Origin of the sequence: Runella sp. MFBS21, assembly GCF_029433105.1 — a bacterium.
Lineage (GTDB): Bacteria > Bacteroidota > Bacteroidia > Cytophagales > Spirosomataceae > Runella.
In genome coordinates this window covers 227,744-247,822 of sequence record NZ_JARNTW010000002.1, presented here as the reverse complement: position 1 = coordinate 247,822, position 20,079 = coordinate 227,744, and the positions used below count along the sequence as shown (strand labels likewise).

Below are 20,079 nucleotides of genomic sequence, written 5' to 3'. Positions count from 1 at the left end.
GTTTAGAATTTGAGGTTAGCACCAAAAGTAAAGTTGGCTAAAATGGGGTAAAACTCGCCAGAAGTGTTGATTTCAGGATCCCACCCAGGACGATATTTACTCCAAGTCTTGAAGTTTTCAGCCGCTGCATAAAACCTCAATTGACTCATTTTCAATTTTTTATTATTAATTTTTGGCAAAGTATAGCCCACCTGTACATTGCGTATGCGCAGATAAGAAGCACTGATATTCCAAAAATCTGAGGATACGGTATTAGGAGTGCCTTGGTTGGAAATAAGTTCTAAGCGAGGATAAGGCGCATCGCGGCGAGGATTTTCGGGAGTCCAACGGTCGAGGTGCCATTTTTGGGCCGTGGCTGTATTGTAAAATGCATATCCAGCATAGCCCCCTAGGTTTCCTTTGACACCCGCCACACCTTGCAAAAGTGCACTCACATCAAAGTTTTTCCACTGTGCACCTAAGTTGAACCCGAAAGTATATTTAGGAATCGTTGACCCTAAATAAGTACGATCATAATTAGCATCTACTTTACCATCAGGCTTGCCTTCGGGTCCCGAAATATCCTGGTAACGAATATCTCCTGGACGCGGACGAGGATTAACACTGGTTTGAACTGCGTAGTTTTTGATATCATCCTCACTAATAAATAAGCCGTCTGATTTGTACCCATAATACATCCCGATAGGATACCCAATAAACAAATTAGAGCCATTTCCGATGAGGCCGTTGGGTTGTTTGACATTCCCTACACCTAAGTCAAGTACTTCATTGTTGGTGATGGTTAAATTTCCTCCCACTTGATATTTGAGCGCACCTATTCTATTTTGGTGATTAGCCGTAATTTCCCAACCTTTATTGGTCAATTTCCCTGTATTAGTTTCAGAAATACTTACCCCCAAAACGCTTGAAATACTGGCACTTGGGCGAAACAAAATATCATAAGTATAGCGATCAAAATAACCAACTCCTATGTTTAGTTTTCCACTCCAAAAACTAGCATCTATCCCCACATCAGCCGTACGAGTAGATTCCCAATGAATATTGGGGTCGCGCAAGGCTGCCAAAGCCACCCCCGGATATACAAGCCCTCCCCATGAGTAGTTTTGTCCGCTGGCGTAGGTTTGCTGATAAGGATAATTAGAGATATTTTGATTACCTAAAATCCCCCAAGACGCCCTAATTTTCAAGTCTTGAAGCCAATTAACATCTTTCAAAAATGCCTCTTCTGATAGCCGCCACGCTCCCGCAATCGACGGGAAGAAGGCGTATTTATTATTGGTTGGAAAACGCGATGAACCATCATAGCGCACCGTTGACTCAAACAAATATTTACCTGCAAAATCGTATTTTAGCCTTCCAAAAATAGACTGCAACGCCCACTCATAAGCCGAACCGTTAGCGCGTTGATTGTCGGGAGCACCTAAGTTGATTTGAGTTAAATCATTGCTAGGGAGTTTGTCGCGCTGCGCTGAGAAAAACTCATAACGTTGTGTTTCGAAAGAATAACCCACCAATACATTGAACTGATGCTTCTGTAGCTGTTTGCGATACTCCGCCAAGGCTTGGCTCGTCACGTAAGATTGAGAAGATTGGTCATTGTACAACACCGAAGGCCCAAGCGTCAAAGTAGGATCGATAACCTGACTTGCTTGAAAATCCTTGTTTTTAAGGCTATTGTTGGTATATCCCAAAATCCCCGATACTTTAAAATCTGGCAGCACTTGCCAATCAAGGCGGGCATTGCCGACGAGTTCCATGCCGGTGGTATTATAGAAAGACGCGCTTTCAATCCAAGATACTGGTGTCCCTGTATTGATAGGGCCTTTACCATAAGTACCATCTTCTAGTTTGGCGGGATGAATAGAAGGGAAACGCACTGCTTGCGAAAAAATCTGCGTAAGTCCCTTAAAATCAAGACCACCTGGCGTACTTGGTTCTGAGATAGCTTTGCCTACTGCTGATAAGCGCGTAAAGAGTGTCAATTTTTCGTGAAGCTTACTGGTAAGGTTCAGGCGTACATTGTATCTCTTAAAATTGTTTTTGTCAACAATCCCACTCTGGTCCAAATACCCCAACGAAAGCACATATTGTGAATTTTGAGTTCCTCCATTGATAGAGAAGTTGTGACTTTGAATCAAGCCATTTTTGGCGATTTCGTCCAAAAACTTCACATTCGGGTATTTAGGGTCGGTACCATCTTTATATTTTTGAATAATATCCGCCGCAAATTGCTGACTGCCAATTGCTTCATTATAAAGAGTGGCATATTCCCACGAATCTACCACTTCAGGAAATTTGGTGGGCGACTGAATCCCTAAGTAAGTATTGTAAGCAATTTGGGTCTTTCCTTCTTTGCCCATTTTGGTCGTAATAAGCACTACGCCATTGGCTGCGCGTGCCCCATAAATCGCTGCTGACGAGGCATCTTTGAGTACCGATACACTCTCAATATCATTTGGGTCTACTTCATTAAAATCTGCCACGGGGATATTGTCCACCAAAATCAGAGGAGAAGCATCTGCCCCAAACGAACCTATCCCTCTGATATTGATATTGCCTGCACTCCTACCGGGGCGCCCTGAGCGTTGTACCACTGTCACGCCAGGCATTTGGCCCGTGAGGGCATTGGAGACTTGCGTTACTTGCCGTTTGCCTATTTGATCGGCGTTTAGTTGAGAGACCGACCCCACTAGTTCGGATTTTTTCTGCGACCCATATCCTACCACTACTACCTCTCCCAAGGTCTGATTAGAACTACTCAAGGTGATATTGATTACGGTCTGAGCATTGACCAAAATTTCCTTTTTTTCGTATCCAATAAAACTAAAAACCAAAGTAGTAGCCTCTGTTGGCAAACTAATCTGGTAATTGCCTTCTATATCGGTCGAGGTGCCCTTGGTGGTTCCTTTTACAGCTACATTGACCCCTACCAATACTTCCCCTTTTTCATCTACTACTTTTCCTTTTACGACCTTTTCAATCAACTGAATAGACTTCGTTGGCACACCTATATTGGATTGCAGAGCTATCCCCTCTTGTTCTTCTACCAAAGTAGCTTCAGGGGTGTCTTTGACAGAAGCATTGCTTTTTTCTTTTTGCTTCGTTTTTTCTTCTACAATGACATAAGCATCTCTTCCGACTTTCTTGGCCGTGAGGCCATAAGGTTTCAGCAAACTTTTCAGCTTTGATTCAAGTTTATCTGTTTTTTCAATCAAAGTCGAAGATATCATCATGTCTTTGACTACTACCTCTTCAAACAAAATACTAACCTGATTTTCTTGGCCTAACTTTTTTAAGGCTTCTTTAAGCGACATGGCGTTTGAAGGAATTGACTTGCTTCCTCCTGCAAGCTGCTGAGAAACCGCCAACTTAGGTGCAGCTGCCACCAACTGTGCCCACGCCAAAGGCTGTAATAGATTTAGGCCAATCACTACTAGCAAAAGCCTCATAGTGAGCAGTAAAGAATTCCTCATAATATTCAAAGGTTTATAATTGGACGAGTATGAATTTCTATTACGTTGTTTTCTTTGCGTTCAAATCGAACTTCAAGCAACATTTGAAGAGCCGACAGCATATCTTCGGCGCGTTTTGCCTTGAAATAACCCGTGATTTTTCTTTGGGCAAGTGCTGAGTCAGGAATGCTCATTTTCAGGCCAAATTGGTCATGAATAAGTTCGGCTACTTCTACGAAGGGGGTATTATCAAAATAAAATTCGTGCTGCTTCCAAGCACTGTATTGATGGGGCTTTGCGACTTGCTTAAGTTCTGCTTTGCCAGATTGTTTATTGACCACAAATAGCTCCCCTGGCTTCATATAGAGCGCTTTACCTAGGGCGTAGTTTACCTTCACTTTCCCATGATTGAGCACTACGCTATTTTGTTTTTTGCGGGTTTGAACCACAAACTCCGTCCCCAACACCTCAATAGCAAAATCCGAGTCTGTTTTGACCACAAAGCGTTTATGGTCATGCGTGTGGGTTACTTTAAATTCTGCTTCTCCTTCGAGCCACACCTCTCTCTGGTCTTTATAAAACTCAAAGCGCGGTACCCATAGCGAGCTATTGGCATTGAGTGTGACGGTACTGCCGTCCTGCAGAGTCAGCGTTTGGGTTTGGGCAAAATCAGTGTGATAAGTTTTGAAGAATATTGTTTTGCGAAATACCCAACTCATTGTGAGCATCATCAATGTTAGCGAGGCAGCTATCAACCATTGTTTTGAACCAAAAATAGTTTTATGAACAGGTTTTATCGCAGATTCAAGCCTCTCAAAAGGAGGATTATCCAAAATCTGATTGAAAGCTTGGTGAACATGCTCCTCGCTCAATATATACTGAGGATGTTGGCCTTCCCATTCGTCCAAACACTGATAAAAATATTCTCTACTAGCAGGCGTTTCTAGCCACTCTTCTATCATTTTACGCTGCATAGCGGTGGCTTTTCCCTCAAAAAAGGCAAATAAAATAGACTTAGGAACTTGGTTTGAGTCCATCATGGCGGTTGTTAAATCCAAAAAATAAAAAGTAATCCTAGCCAAAATCCCTTCAGCTCACTACGTAGTTTTGACAAAGCTCTACTCACAAGCCTCTCCACCGCACTTACCGATATGCCCAATGACTCGGCAATCTCTCCGTATTTTTTTCCTTCCATGCGATGCATCAAAAATGCCTTGCGGCTTTGAGTAGGAAGATGCAATATGACTTCATCAATCTTATGATGCAGTTCGTTATAGTGCAGAATCTCATCGGGATTTTGCTCAGGCAAATGCATCAATATATCCACACCTTCCAGAGAGTCGCTGCGATGAAGCTCCCATTTCAAGTAGTTGTAAGCTTGATACCTTACCGCTCGATACAAGTAGGCTCGATAAGAAGTAGCCACTTGCTCAAACAAACGGCGATGCCAAAATGCCGTAAATACCTCAGCTACGATATCTTCGGCAATATCTTTAGAGACCACAAACCGAATGGCATGGTTGCAGAGCCTATCGTAATGGCGCTTGAAAAGTACTTCAAAGGCTTTGCGAGGATCATCTCTGAACATTCTCCTCACAATTTCTTCGTCATCAACGATTTTTCCTTCCATAGCTTCCGACAAAAAAGCAGGGTGGGTTTCTCGCCGGTATACAGCCGTATCATCCCAAGAATAATGCATTCGCTTTCGGTGTTTAGCGGTTTTGAGCTATACAGTCAAGCGAAGTGACAAAGACCCCACCCTTAGTTTAAAAAAAAATAAAATTTATCCTAAAAAATCCTTCAATCAACCGTATTTTCAACCGTTCTTGTACTCCTTCATAACCCTCTAATAAATTCTTATCTACCTTTACGCTATGTTTTCAAGGGTTTTTATAACTTTCCACTGATTTTTAATTCAAACATTCGCTATGGCAGACGAACCTCAAAAAAATAAAGTAAGTGGCTGGCTCCGCAACCTAGCGGGCGTGTTTGTGGTGCTAGATGAACCTAAAGAGGAAGAGAAAAAAACTTCTTCCCCAGCCCCCTCTCCCACTACCCCTTCTCCTGTTAGTACTCCTTCGGTTCCCCCTCCCTTAAACACCCCTTCATCTACAGAATTTGTAGATGAATTAAGAAATCGATTCAAAAAAATATTAGAGGATAAAAATCAACCAGGGTTCGATTTTTATGAATTTTCAATGATGCTATTGCGTACGAGCAGCAGCCCTACTTTAGACCACTTCAAAACCGCATATGAAGGCGCTAAGTTATTAAATCCTAATTGTAATCAACAATTTTTGCTTGATTCTGCCAATTTTTACAAAACTGAGCTTCAAAAAGCTTTTGAGGCAACTATCAGCGCAGGTGAGCAAAAGAAAACAGCTCTCAATGCAGAAAAAGACATCGAACAAAAACAATTGAACAATGAAGTAGCTAATATTGAGCAACAATTAGCCAAGCTTAAGCAAGAAATTAGCAATTTAGAAAAAATACAGGCTGAAAAATTAGCAACTCTCAACGGAATAGACGGTAAATTTACGGACAAATTCGTTGAAATAGAACAAAAAATCCAAGCTACTATCGCCGCCAAAGAAGGCGTAGCTAGTGAGATTGCTTTGATTGAAACTGGTATCAAACAATATCTAGCAAACTAAGATAATTGCATCGATAACGCGCTTGAAAATGCCCTGTAGGGGCTACATATCGGTAAATCGTAAAACCAAACCAAACATCCAAAATGCCCCGTAGGGGCTACATATCGGTAAATCGTAAAACCAAACCAAACATCCAAAATGCCCCGTAGGGGCTACATATCGGTAAATCATAAACCTAAACCAAATGTCAAAAATGCCCCGTAGGGGCTATATATCGGCAAATCGTAAAACCAAACATCAAAATGCCCTGTAGGGGCTATATATCGGTAAACCGCATTACAAATCATTCTTTTATTCATTAACCAAAAACGACTATGAATCTAACTGGAGCAGGAAAAATCGCTTTGATTTTGCTCATCGCTGGGGCACTCGGAGCAGGATATTATTTCTTTGGGCCCGATCATGAAAAAGGAGGTACGGAAATTACGGCTACTTCACCCAATAGTGAGGCCACTACTTCGGAATCAGTAGCTTCTGACGACAACACCGCAAGCAGCGAGTCCTCGTCCTCCACTGCGGCCTCCGACAATACTTCATTTTCATACACCGCTCCCGAGCCTGTAGATGGTACTCTCAAAGGAGTGGTGGAACTGGGAGCTAGTGGCTTCAATTCTTTTGTAGTCAATGTCGACAAAGACAAAAACTGGAAACTCGAAAAAGCAGAATTTGGCAATAGCATGGTCATCGAAAACATGGCCTCTGACTATGACATCCGAGTTGGTCTCAAAAAGTACATCAGCGGCATGATTGACCACGGTGTAAGCGGCAAAAACATCCACTTTGTAGTAAGCTCAGGAGCTTTGAAAGCGGATGTTACTCAAAAAATCATCCGAGTACTGAAAGATATGGGCTATACAGTCAACACCGTTACGCCTGAACAAGAAGGAACATTAGGTCTGAAAGCGGCTTTACCGGCCAAATACTACGATAGTGGATTCTTTACAGACATTGGTTCTGGCAACACCAAAATCGCTTGGACTACCGCTGGAGGGGGTGTCAAAAGTTTGGAAGCTTCGGGAGCTAAATATTATGAAAAAGGCACTGCCGATGATGTAGTTTACGAAGAAGTAGGCGCAAAAGCCAAGCAAGTGCCTACTTCCAAAAGAGATATTTGCTTTATCATCGGGGGGGTGCCGTTTGATTTAGCAAAAGAAATCCGTAATGGAAAAGAAAGATATACTGTCTTGAAAGCTCCTACGGCTTACAAACTCGACAAAGCAAAAGCCAAAGCAGGGGGTAATATTTACAAAGCTATTGCCGACGCTACAGGTTGCAAAACCTTCGTTTTTGATTGGGATGCCAACTTTACAATCGGATTTTTGTTGGGTTTAAAGTAATTTTTTGCGAATAAGCTTTCAGTCGGAGAAGGATATAACTTCTCCGACTTTTTTATTTATAAAGTTAGCTTTGTACTTTTCCAACAAATTTACAAAAATTCAAAAAATTATTTAATCTATTGGTTATATATTTTTAGTTTTACAAATCTTGAATCAACTCGAAAGACTCAGCACAAAATGCCTCCCAAATCTGTGGTACCTACTTCATTGGATATTTGGCAGCGACTCAAAGCGAGCGATAGTTTGGCATTAGGCGAATTGTATGATGCATATGTCCAAGTACTTTTCAAATTTGGACGGAGAATATGCACCGATGACGAACTAATTACGGATGCTATACATGATGTATTCGAAGATTTGTGGCTCTACCGCTCCACTTTGAGCGTGGTGGAGCCTTCCAATATTCAATTTTATTTGTTTAAGGCTCTCAAAACAAAACTTCTTAAATTGCTCACCAAGCAAAACCGTCATACTGAGCTTTCGGATGCCGACCAGTATGACCACCAGTATGTAGAATCTGTGGATTTTAAAATCACGGCTTTGGAGCAAGAAACTCAACTAAAAAACCAGCTTACACAGCAGATTGCATCGCTGCCTAAACGCCAAAAAGAAGCCCTCCTCTTAAGGTTTTATGACAATCTTAGCTATGAAGAAATCGCCGATTTGATGGCCGTTAGTAGGCATTCAGTTTATAATTTAGTGTTTAAAGCACTCACCCAACTCCGTGAAAATCTGGCACTTGAAATTCTCACCATTCTTCTTATTAAATATTTTTAATTTTTTTTATAAAATAAAGAGGTAATCTTCTTTGGTCGTTTCTCTATGGGATATAAACCCAATAGAACGCATGAAACCACCTCATGAAAACTATGCTTCTTGTGATGCCACAACCTTAGCTGCCGATGATTTTTTTAAGGAATGGGTACGAACCCCCACTCCCGATAGCGAGGCTTATTGGTTATCATTTTTGGAGCATTATCCCCACAAACAATCTGAGCTAAACGAAGCAAAAAAGATTGTTGAATCGCTCTATTTTGAGCTTCCCGACCTCTCTGAAGCCAAGGTCAGGGCTCTCAAAAATCGAATAGAGACAACTATTCAAATGCCTCTTTCGCCTGCCGATGCACCTGTTATCCCGCTACAGCGCAGAAAGTTTTCACGCATTCAGTGGATTGCGGCGGCCTGCGTGGTTCTACTGTCAGGAGTAATAGGATATTGGTATCTCCAACATCCTCAGCATCTTACATACGCTACAACTTATGGACAAACGCGCGAGATTTCTCTTCCTGATGGCTCCATCGTAACACTCAATGCCAATTCAAAAATTGAGTATGATTCAGATTTTTCTAAAAAAAATATCCGTGAAGTATGGCTTACTGGAGAAGCGTTTTTTTCGGTCAAACATACGGCCACTCACTCTAAATTTAGGGTATATACCAACGATTTGGAGGTGGAAGTTTTGGGAACGGAGTTTAACGTCTCCAATCGCCACCAAACTACCAAAGTAGTATTGGCATCAGGAAAAGTACAAATCAACGCTCCCGACAAATCCGCCACCCTCCGCCCTGGTGATATGGCAGAGTTTAGTCCTGCTACCCGTCAGCTCACTCAGCGACAAGTCAAAACTGAGCTTTACAGCTCATGGAAGGAAAAAATATGGTTGCTAGAAGATGAAAGTATGACCGAAGTAGCGCAGCGCATCGAAGATACGTTTGGCGTAGAGGTTATCTTCGAAAACCCTCAACTAGCCAAAGAAAAGATTTCGGGAACCATCAGTACTGGCAGCCTAGAAGAAGTCAGTGAAATTATGGGCAATCTGCTCAAGACAAACTTTGAATTAACCAACAATAAGCTCATTATCAAGTAATCAAACCCCTTACATCTATGTTCAAACGCATACTTTTAGTGATTGTAGCAGGTATGGTAGGCATATCCGAGGCAGCTCATGCCCAAGTATTTGCCGCCAATTACCCTAGCCGACTCACCCAACAAGCCCCCGAGCGCAAATCTGTCAGGTTGCTTAAAGATTTCTTACGCGAAATCGAAAACCAACACAGCGTTCATTTCGTCTATAAAACTTCTGATTTAGAAAATCTTACACTGTCTATTGGGACTATCTCAGGAAATATCAAAGAAATACTTGACACTACGCTTCCTGCGGCAGGCTTGACTTACAAAAAAGTAAGAAATACTTACATCATTCGCTCACAAAAATCCCAATCCTCCACCCCTCGAAGAGAGAATGAAACCGAATCTAGCGGGCATGTCAATACCCCTCGGAGCCTCTCTCATTCGTCGTTGAATATGGGCGTAATTCAGCCTAATTACAATCACACTATGGTGATAAATGGAATCACTCAAAATGCTCCTCAAGAAATCAAAGTTACGGGAAAAGTAAACGACGAAACAGGTCAAGGATTGCCTGGAGTAAGCGTTTTGCTTAAAGGTACCAACCGTGGTACTACTACCGACGGCAGTGGAACTTTCCAGATCACAGTTCCCGATGAAAAAGCGATTTTGGTGTTTAGCTATGTAGGCTATCTTCCCCAAGAAGTAACCGTCGGCAATCAGACTTCTATCAATCTTACCCTCGCTACCGACACCAAAGCCTTAGGCGAAGTCGTAGTGGTAGGGTATGGGGTGCAGAAACGTACAAGTTTGACGAGTGCAGTAGCCGAAGTAAAAGGCGAACAGCTTACCCGCCGACCCGTATCGAATGCCAACCAAGCACTCCAAGGCATCGCACCGGGTGTCACTATTTTGGACCGTGGCGGTTCGCCCGGTGCTCGCAACAACGCCACCATCCGCGTGCGTGGCATCACCACTCTTAGTTCAAACGACCCCTTGTTTATTGTGGACGGCGTAGAGCAACCTTTCAATACCATCAACCTCGACGATGTAGAAAGTATTTCGGTATTAAAAGATGCTTCTTCCACAGCTATCTACGGTTCGCGGGCAGCCAATGGCGTAGTACTAGTGACTACCAAACGCGCCAAGTCGGGTAAAGCAGTGGTGGATTATAGCGGTTTTTATGCCATCCAAAATGCCATCAACAAACCTCAAATGATGGATTTGGAGCCTTATATGCGCTTACAAAACGTCGCCTATGTCAACTCAGGTGCGGCTCCCAAATACACCGAAGCACAAATCACCGAGTATGTCAATGCCACCGACCGCCTCAAGTTCCCTTTGCCCAATACTTGGTTTAATACTGTGCTTCGTTCGGCTCCCCAAATGAGCCACAATATCGCCGTTAGCGGCGGCAATGATGTATTCAGAGGCCGTGTGGGCGTTCGTTATCAAAAACAAGACGGGATTGCCCCCAACTTCAATAGCGACATTAAGGAGTTTAGAGCCAATACTGATTTTAAAGTATCGTCTCGTTTGTCGGCTAGTTTAGACGTCAATTATCGTAATACCAACTGGCAAACGCCTATCAGCGAATACAACGTGTTCAATACTATGTTTCATGGTTCTTTGTGGGCAGTACCCAAATATCCCGACGGTACCTACGGCGTAAGTGCACAAGGCAACAATCCTCTCATGTACGCCGAAATCGCAGGGCTTTCCAAAAACATTCAAGACTATCTCTTTGGAAGCGGAAAAGTAGAATGGGAGATTGTACCAAATCTTAAATTTACGACTCAGTATGCCGTACGATATACTTTTGAACAAAGCAAAAACTATAGCAATGCTTACACGGTCTTGGATTACTACAATCCTTCGTTGGTAAGAAAAACTATCCCGCGCAACAACCTCACGGAGATTAGAAACAATACCCGCGAAACTACTCTCAACAACTTATTAGGCTACAGCAATACCTTCGGGCAGCATGAAGTAAAAGCACTGGTAGGATATTCAGAAATCAAAAACGTATTCAACACCATCAGTGCTTATCGTGAAGATTTCTATAACAACGATGTACAATCAATAGGTGTAGGCTCAGAAACCAACAAAAACAACAGTGGTAATGATACCCAATGGGGACTTCGTTCGTTTTTTGGGCGTTTGAATTACACCTTTGCCGACAAATACCTTTTTGAAGCCAACGCCCGCTATGATGGTTCGTCACGTTTTACGGGCGACAAAGTTTACAGCTTTTTCCCCTCTTTTTCGGCAGGTTGGCGGGTATCAGAAGAAGCCTTCTTTGAACCTCTCAAAAACATAGTCAACGAACTCAAAGTACGGGGGTCATGGGGAAAAACTGGAAATCAGGCGGTAGGCTTGTATAGTTATTTCCAAACCCTCAACTCTTCTACTTATACTTTTGGCGGAACAGTCGTACAAGGCTATGTTCAATCCAATTTGGCCAATCCCAATCTTACTTGGGAAACCACGACCCAAACTGACCTTGGATTGGATGCACAGCTTTGGAACAATCGCCTGAGCTTTACCTTTGATTATTATGACAAACTCACCGACGGGATTTTGTTGAATTTACCGATTCCTACCACCGTAGGTCTAAATGCGCCTCCTCAAAACGCCGGAAAAGTTCAGAACAAAGGAATCGAATTGGGTATCAATTTCAGAAACAAAACCCAAAGCGGATTTGCCTATGACTTAGGAGTCAATTTTGCCCAAAACAACAACAAAGTGGTAGATTTGGCCAAAACAGGCCCCTACATCAGCGGTTCGGACATTGACCCACGCTATATCATCAAAGAAGGTTTGCCTTACAATGCTCATTGGGGCTACAAAACCGACGGGCTTTTTCAGACCGTTGACCAAATCAACGCCTACCCCATTATTGTGCCTAATACCAAACCAGGAGATGTCAAATATGTGGATCTTAACAACGACGGCAAAATCAACAGTGACGATATGACTTTTCTGGGACTTACTTTCCCCAAATACACTTTTGGGTTGAACACCAACTTTAGTTTCAAAAACTTCAACCTTTTTATGCAGTGGCAAGGAGCAGCCGATGTAGATACTCGTTTGTCGGGAGCATTGGCCGAAATGGGCAACTACGAAGGCTTTACGCACAAAATCTTCACCAACGACTACTGGACTCCCGAAAACCCCAACGCGCGCTTCCCTCGTCCTGTTAAGTTTGATTTGCGCAACGTCAACACCTCCGACCGCATGATTATCGACGGTTCTTATTTGAGATTGAAAACCATTCAATTGTCTTATACTTTACCCAAAGGTATTTTGGAAAAAGTAAAAGCCAACCGCGCTACGGTTTATATAAGTACCACCAACTTGCTTACTTTCTCCAAACTTAACGAATGGAATCTCGACCCCGAAGCCGAGTCTGGACGCGCCACCTACTATCCTCAAACCTCCTTGGCAACTGTAGGTCTTAATTTACAATTTTAATCCACCTTTTTCTCATCATTATTGATTTGAAAAAACAAAATATTTCTCTTAAAACGATGAAAATCAAACATATCATCCCAGCAATAGCAGTGGTCAGTCTGCTTGCTAGTTGCGAAAGAGGCTTACTCGAAACGATTCCAAACGACCGTATTTCGTCCGAAATTTTCTGGAAAACTGAAAAAGATGCCACCTTGGCCTCCAACGGCCTCTATCCTGCCCTCGACGGAGTAAATATTTTTGCCATCGAAGGTATCACCGACATCGCCCACGTCAACCAGGTGTTTCAGGCAGAATCAAATATTGAAAAGGGTATTTATGATGCCCTCAACTCGCGTCCGCAAGCCGAGTGGACAGCGGCTTACCGTGGGATTCGTTTGGCCAATGATTTTTTGACCAACATAGACAAAGTACAAACCACCAATACCGCTTTTATTGCTCGCTTGAAAGCCGAAGCTCGCACCCTACGTGCTTATCAGTATATCAAGCTTGTGGGGCTGTTTGGAGACGTGCCATTGGTCGTGACCAACATTGGCATTGAAGAGTCGCGAACCCTCAAACGCACTCCTTCGGCTCAGGTTTGGGATTTTGTTTCGAAAGAGCTAACCGAAGCAGCCAATGACTTACCAGCGGTGCAGACCGAAAAAGGCCGTGTCACCAAAGGCGCTGCACTCGCCCTCAAAGCAAGAGCAGCTCTATGGGCGGGGCGCTATCAAGAAGCCGCCGATGCTGCCAAGGCCGTCATCGATGCCAAAACTTACACGCTTTATCCCAGCTATGCCAACTTGTTTTCGTATGCAGCCGAAAATAATTCGGAAGTCATTTTGGACAAGCAATTCATCAAAGACAATTATTCCAACAATGTCTTTGCCAACATGGGTCCTTATAGCCAACGTACCGCCAACAATACTTACGTTCCGACCAAAGCCCTCGTAGATGCTTATCCGATGGCCAATGGCAAAGACATCACCGACCCCACGAGTGGCTTTGACCCCAAGGATCCTTACAAAAACCGTGACCCACGTTTACGCGCCTCTATCTTTGTATTGGGCGACGATCTTCCTGATGGCAAAAAATTTGACCCACGTCCTACAAGCGGCACTGCCGATGCGATTGGGAATACTTATTTGGCGACTTCTACGGGTTTTGTGATGAAAAAATACATCAACAAAGAAGACCTTGCCACAGGTGGCAACTGCGGTATCAATATCATCCTTTTGCGCTATGCCGAAGTACTATTGACCTACGCAGAGGCCAAAATCGAACTAAATCAAATCGACGCTTCGGTATATGATGCTATCAATCAAGTACGCCAAAGAGCAGATGTAAAACTTCCAGTATTAGAAAACAACCTCACCCAAGCCCAAGCACGTGAGGCCGTTCGCAAAGAGCGTACTTTAGAATTGGCATTTGAAGGATTGCGTTTGTATGATATTCGCCGTTGGAAAATCGCCGAGAAAGTAATGTCGGGCGATGTATTTGGTATGACCTATGTGGACGGCACTGCCCTCAAAACCATCCAGATTTCATCATTTACGCGGGTATTTGATGCGAAAAAGCACTATTTGTGGCCCATACCCCAAAAAGAACGCGAACTCAACCCTGAGCTAACTCAAAATGCGGGTTGGTAATATTTTACAGGGCTTAGAGACACCATGTTTTCTAAGCCCTTTCTCCATAACACTATGAATTATGCAACGACTGTTCTTGCTAACCCTTATCTTGTTTACGCAGTTGGCCTATGCCCAAAAAAACATTACCAAACCCAATGTCATTTACATTTTTGCCGATGATTTGGGATATGGAGAGTTGGGATGTTATGGTCAAAAAAAAATCAAAACACCTTACCTAGACCAACTAGCCGCCCAAGGGATGCGCTTTACGCAGCATTATTCTTCCGCTCCTGTATGTGCTCCTTCGCGCTGTGGTCTGATGACGGGTCGCCATACGGGGCATACCTATATCAGAGGCAATTATGAACTAGGCGGTTTTGAAGATGACAAAGAAGGCGGCCAAATGCCCCTCAACGAAGGTGCGTTTACGCTGGGGCATTTGTTTCAAAAAGCGGGCTACAAAACAGGGGCCGTGGGCAAATGGGGCTTGGGCATGGCCAACACCACCGGCAATCCTAACCAACAAGGCTTTGATTTCTTTTATGGACTGCTTTGTCAGAAACAGTCTCATAATTTTTATCCAACGCACCTCTGGAAAAATGGTGAAAAAGTACCCCTCAACAATACCTTTATCAGAGTCCATAAACCGATGGCTGAGGGCGATGAAAACTACGAATACTATACCGGCAACGAATATGCCATCGACAAAATGACCGAGCAAGCAAGTGCCTTCATCAAGGAGCACAAAAGCCAGCCATTTTTCTTGTATTTGCCTTATACGCTTCCTCACTTGTCACTCCAAGCCCCTGCCGAAGCAGTGAAAGCCTACCTTGGTCAGTTTGACGACAAGCCCTATCGTGGCCAACACGGCTATGCATCTACTCGCTACCAATATGCCACCTATGCTGCCATGATTTCGTATCTTGACGAGCAAGTAGGTCAAATCTGGAATTTGGTAAAAAAACTCGGCATTGAAGAAAATACTATTATTATGTTTTCGAGCGACAACGGCGCTACTTTTGACAAAGCCGTAGATACTCGTTTTTTTGAAAGCAGCGGTCCCTTCAAGGGAGTCAAAAGGGATGTCTATGAAGGAGGTATCCGAATGCCGATGATTGCGTATTGGAAAAACAAAATCAAGGCTGGGCAAATCACCGACCATATTTCAACGCAATATGATGTAATGGCTACCTGCGCCGACCTTCTACGCACAAAACCCGCCCTGCCTACCGATGGTATTTCTTTTTTACCTACCTTGTTGCAAAAAGGGGGCCAGCAAAAACATGATTTTCTTTATTTTGAATTTCCCGAAAATGGAGGGCAGTTAGCGGTCAGAATTGGAAATTGGAAGGGGGTCAAACGTAATATGAAAACCAATCCTAAAGCCGCTTGGGAAGTCTACGATTTGTCGAAAGATGAAGGCGAACAAAACAACATCGCTGCTCAACACCCCGAGCTTATTCCGCAATTTGATGCCATTGTAAAACGCGAACACCGTCCCTCTCACATTCAAGATTGGGAGTTTGTTGACCCTAAATTTGAAGTAAAAAAATAACGTTTCCCCCACTATCATGAGAAAAACCCTTCTTCTATTGGTCGGTTTAGGTTCACTCCTAGCCGTTTCTGCCTTTCGGTTTTTATCAATCGAAAGAGCGCCCAAAGCTACGCCGCCCAATGTCATTTTGATTTTTATGGACGATCTCGGCTATGGAGATTTGAGCTGTTATGGAGCTTTACAATACCGCACCCCTCACCTCGACAAGCTAGCCGCCGAAGGGGTTCGCTTTACCAATTTTTTGGCTGCCCAAGCCGTATGTAGTGCTTCACGCGCGGCCTTGCTTACGGGCTGCTATCCCAATCGCGTCGGTATTTCGGGAGCTTTATTTCCTCATGCCAAAGTAGGGCTTAACCCCGAAGAGACGACCATTGCCGAAGTACTCAAAACCAAAGGCTACGCCACGGCGATGTTTGGTAAGTGGCACTTGGGCGACAAGCCTGCTTTCTTGCCTACAAAGCAGGGCTTTGACGAATATGTGGGGTTGCCTTATTCCAACGATATGTGGCCGGTGCATTACGACGGGCAACCTATCTCAAACGCCAGTGACAATCGCAAAAAAAGCTTCCCGCTGTTACCTCTTATCCATAATTTAGATACCCTACAAGAAATCAAAACCCTCGACGACCAAGCTAAGCTCACGGGTATCTACACCGAAAATGCCGTCAACTTTATCAAAAAACATAAGAAAGAACCCTTTTTTATCTATCTCCCTCACTCAATGCCACACGTGCCGATTGCAGCTTCGGCTAAATTTAAAGGCAAAAGCCAACAAGGTACTTATGGGGATGTATTGATGGAAATCGACTGGTCGGTAGGAGAAATCATGAAGGCTCTGAAAGAAACAGGCCTCGACAAAAACACCATTGTCATCTTTACGAGCGACAACGGCCCTTGGCTCAATTACGGCAATCATGCGGGCTCGTCGGGTGGCTTCCGTGAAGGCAAAGGCAATAGCTTCGAAGGCGGGCAGCGAGTGCCTTGTATTGTGCGTTGGAAAGGAGTAACGCCCGAAGGAGTCGTTTGCAACAAACTAGCCTCGACGATTGACTTATTACCCACGCTTGCCCACATCGCTGACGCCAAACTCCCCGAAAAGAAAATCGACGGAGTCAATATCCTTTCGCTCATCAAAGGTGACCTCTCAGCCACGCCTCGAAAGTACTTTTATTACTACTATCGCCGAAACAACCTAGAAGCTGTGCGCCGTGATGACTGGAAACTCGTACTGCCGCACGAAGGGCGCACCTATGAAGGTCAGCTTCCGGGCAATGATGGATTTCCGGGCAAAGCCCCCGAAAATCATCCATTTCCGTTAGCCCTTTACGACCTTCGCCGTGACCCCGCCGAACGATATGATGTAAAGGAACTTTATCCTGAGATTTTGGCCGAACTCCAAAAAGTAGCCGAAGAAGCCCGCGAAGATTTGGGAGATGACCTCACCAAACGCGTTGGCAAAAATGTGCGCCCGAGTGGAAAAGCGGAGTAATGCATCACTCCACTATCATTTTCTTTTCCACTTTATGCGATTGATTGGTTTCTAATCGATAAATATACAAACCTGCGGGCAGGGTTTTGGCATCAAAATCTAGTACGTGCCACCCTGCCCCATACTTACCTTCCACTACTTTTCCGATTTCTCGTCCTGTTTGGGTGTATATCTTCAAACTCACAGAAGCAGCCGACGGTAGGCCAAATTTGATTTGGGTAGTTTGGCTAAAAGGATTAGGAAAATTCATCAGCTCCACCTGCTGAGGCACCGACACAGAGGTCGATAATACGGGCTGAATTTCTACTTTGATGGCTTCCGAAAAGTTGATACACCCCCGCTGACTTGTTACCTGAACGCGGTAAGTACCCGATTCGGCAGCCTCATAAGTTGCCTGAGTCGCATTAGTAATATTTACATTTTCTTTCTGCCATTGGTAGGTCACTACCTCCGAAGTAGAGGCAGTAAGCTTTACTTTTTGGGGCGCAAAAACCGTAGTGTTACCATCAGCTACCACCGTTGGACGCGCTGGTAAAGGCAAACTTTCCACCTTTTTTTCGTCCGAACGCACGCTGTTACAGCCTTTGGTATCCTGAGCTACTACTGCATAGCTACCTGCTTTCGACACTACCAAGGTGTTGGTTTTCTGGTCAGTTATCACTGTACCGTCCACGTACCAAACATAACTTGCCGCTGCGGTTTCTACTTTCAGCGTTGTGCTACTCCCTTCACAAAATGAAAAATTATTATCCGAAATCAAAACAGGTTTAGGAAGCACTTGGTCGCACGAAAAATTGGTATTGAGAGCTGCCTTCAAAGTAGCTTTACCGCGAGTAGCTACCAAAAAAGGTTTGCCCATATAGGTAGACAATCCCTCTCTAACCGCTACTTGGGATGTGGCTTCGGCACGTTTGGCCATAAAATCAAAATAGGCCATTTCTTCTTCATTGAGCAGGGTTTCAGAAAGTACAATCGTTGCAATCGTAAACTCTTTGGGGCTTTGGCTCGACCGGGGGCTCCTCTCTCCTACAATTCGAATCAAGTCTGAAAATGAAAAAATATTGAAAGCCGATTTTGGGTAACTATTCTCCGTAGGGAAGGTAGTTTGGTCTTTGAAAATAATAGCCAACGAACTCACCTCATTAGTCGGAATTAGCCCCATCAGATACATTTCCCAATCGTTGAAATAAGGAGGAAAATTAACGCTATCGTCCACGAGTTTGAAAGAATTTCCTTCTTCTACGAGTTTTCGACTAAAACTCCCTCCAGCTCCATTTGCTCCGCCAATGCTAAATCCCATTACCCCTGCTGCCAAATTAGAAATAGGCCAATGCGGAATACCTTCTTTCAAAAAAGAATTACTGAAATAATTAATCCACTGATGCCCTATTTCGTGATTGTAGCCATTGCTAGCGGCATCAAAAAAAGAAGGCACAGGAAAGAAATTGAAGCCCAACAACTTCCCCTTGCTGCCATAGCTAGCACTATTGTTCACAATAGGCATTCCCAACCCCTGAATGGCATTGGACACATAGCTGTGATAACGATTACCAATATAACCTGGCACCAACACCACATTGATAAAATCAAAATTGTCGCCGTGATGTTTGTAAAATCCTTGAGCGATTTGTCGTACATCGAAGGTATTGGAGGAGTTGGAAGGCACTACCATGTTAAAGACATAATCCGAAAACTGCGTTGAGTTGTCTATCTTGACAGTACGTACCAGTGGCATTTCGGGCGTCAATACCATTAAAATTAGGTTGAGTTGAGCTACTTGAGCACCATTTTCTGAAACTTTCAGATAACCCAAAAAAGGCTGCCAACCCGTAGAAGGGCGCGCAATGCGGGCAGAATATATGCCGTCGTTACCAGTTTTATCACCTTCTAAACCTTTGTCATTCAAGGCAATTATCGACTTATCAGCCAATTCTATTTTTACTTCCGAAGGCTGTCCTTCAATAGTACTTTCAAACAAAATAGGAACCGTAGATGACTGATTAACTACACTAGGTGTAAAACGAGTACCTTTCAATGCCACCGTAGCAGCCGTATCCCAAGTGGTAGCAAGGGCATCCACATCCCGAAAACACGCTACTTCAGGAATAGACTGAGCAACGCTTTCATGGATAAACAATACCAACAGAATAACTAAAAGACGAAACATGATATAAGAGAGGATTAGGGCAAAGAAAATAATGTTTGATTTTCAGAACTGTCACAAAATGAGGGCGCAAGCGACGGCCTCCGATACATTTCCAAATTTGCACATTTACCATAGAACCTACAAAATACTTGCCAAATTTTAAATCACCTTGCCATTTTGAACGTTGGCAGAGTATGAACGTTGGCAGGGTTAGGAGTAGTAACAACGGCAACATAAACCAAACCAACCCTGCCAAACGTTTAGAACGTTGGCAGGGTTAGGAATAGTAACAACGGCAACATAAACCAAACCAACCCTGCCAACGTTGGAAATGGCACAACCAACCCTGCCAAACGTTTAGAACGTTGGCAGGGTTAGGAATAGTAACAACGGCAACATAAACCAAACCAACCCTGCCAACGTTGGAAATGGCACAACCCAACCCTGCCAAACGTTTAGAACGTTGGCAGGGTTAGGAGTAGTAACAACGGCAACATAAACCAAACCAACCCTG

At 43.7% G+C, this 20,079-nt stretch carries 12 protein-coding genes; 8 read left to right on the top strand and 4 right to left on the bottom strand.

From position 1 onward, the window contains the following. Positions 1–2 precede the first annotated feature (2 nt). From P1X15_RS05290 to P1X15_RS05280, 3 genes are read right to left on the bottom strand one after another with little or no spacing between them, the layout of a single operon-like run. Complete coding sequence (locus P1X15_RS05290) at positions 3–3,473, bottom strand: TonB-dependent receptor (protein WP_277337103.1); 3,471 nt, start codon at positions 3,471–3,473, stop codon at positions 3–5. Between the two features lie 5 nt (positions 3,474–3,478). Beyond that, positions 3,479–4,492 (bottom strand): FecR family protein, encoded by a 1,014-nt coding sequence (locus P1X15_RS05285; RefSeq protein WP_277337102.1) that lies wholly within the window; start codon positions 4,490–4,492, stop codon positions 3,479–3,481. Between the two features lie 8 nt (positions 4,493–4,500). Then, positions 4,501–5,151, bottom strand: a complete 651-nt coding sequence (locus P1X15_RS05280; RefSeq protein WP_277337101.1) for an RNA polymerase sigma factor — start codon at positions 5,149–5,151, stop codon at positions 4,501–4,503. A gap of 229 nt (positions 5,152–5,380) precedes the next feature. On the opposite strand from P1X15_RS05280, the gene P1X15_RS05275 reads away from it, so the two are divergent. From P1X15_RS05275 to P1X15_RS05240, 8 genes are all read left to right on the top strand, one after another. Beyond that, on the top strand, positions 5,381–6,106 hold the full coding sequence (locus P1X15_RS05275) for a hypothetical protein (RefSeq protein ID WP_277337100.1): 726 nt from the start codon (positions 5,381–5,383) through the stop codon (positions 6,104–6,106). A gap of 314 nt (positions 6,107–6,420) precedes the next feature. Further along, positions 6,421–7,443, top strand: a complete 1,023-nt coding sequence (locus P1X15_RS05270; RefSeq protein WP_277337099.1) for a hypothetical protein — start codon at positions 6,421–6,423, stop codon at positions 7,441–7,443. A gap of 177 nt (positions 7,444–7,620) precedes the next feature. After that, complete coding sequence (locus P1X15_RS05265; protein ID WP_277337098.1) at positions 7,621–8,220, top strand: RNA polymerase sigma factor; 600 nt, start codon at positions 7,621–7,623, stop codon at positions 8,218–8,220. 70 nt (positions 8,221–8,290) lie between these two features. Continuing rightward, positions 8,291–9,310, top strand: a complete 1,020-nt coding sequence (locus P1X15_RS05260; protein WP_277337097.1) for a FecR family protein — start codon at positions 8,291–8,293, stop codon at positions 9,308–9,310. A gap of 17 nt (positions 9,311–9,327) precedes the next feature. Further along, complete coding sequence (locus P1X15_RS05255; protein WP_277337096.1) at positions 9,328–12,765, top strand: TonB-dependent receptor; 3,438 nt, start codon at positions 9,328–9,330, stop codon at positions 12,763–12,765. 56 nt (positions 12,766–12,821) lie between these two features. Continuing rightward, the gene (locus tag P1X15_RS05250) at positions 12,822–14,393 is read left to right on the top strand and encodes a RagB/SusD family nutrient uptake outer membrane protein (protein WP_277337095.1); all 1,572 of its coding nucleotides are present in this window, start codon (positions 12,822–12,824) and stop codon (positions 14,391–14,393) included. Positions 14,394–14,454: 61 nt separating this feature from the next. Further along, the gene (locus P1X15_RS05245) at positions 14,455–15,930 is read left to right on the top strand and encodes an arylsulfatase (protein ID WP_277337094.1); all 1,476 of its coding nucleotides are present in this window, start codon (positions 14,455–14,457) and stop codon (positions 15,928–15,930) included. A gap of 16 nt (positions 15,931–15,946) precedes the next feature. Beyond that, positions 15,947–17,419, top strand: coding sequence for a sulfatase (locus tag P1X15_RS05240; RefSeq protein ID WP_277337093.1), 1,473 nt, complete (start codon positions 15,947–15,949; stop codon positions 17,417–17,419). 4 nt (positions 17,420–17,423) lie between these two features. Here the strand turns inward: P1X15_RS05240 and P1X15_RS05235 are convergent, their stop codons facing one another. Further along, positions 17,424–19,586: a T9SS type A sorting domain-containing protein gene (locus P1X15_RS05235; RefSeq protein WP_277337092.1), complete on the bottom strand. Its 2,163-nt coding sequence runs from the start codon at positions 19,584–19,586 to the stop codon at positions 17,424–17,426. Positions 19,587–20,079 lie beyond the last annotated feature (493 nt).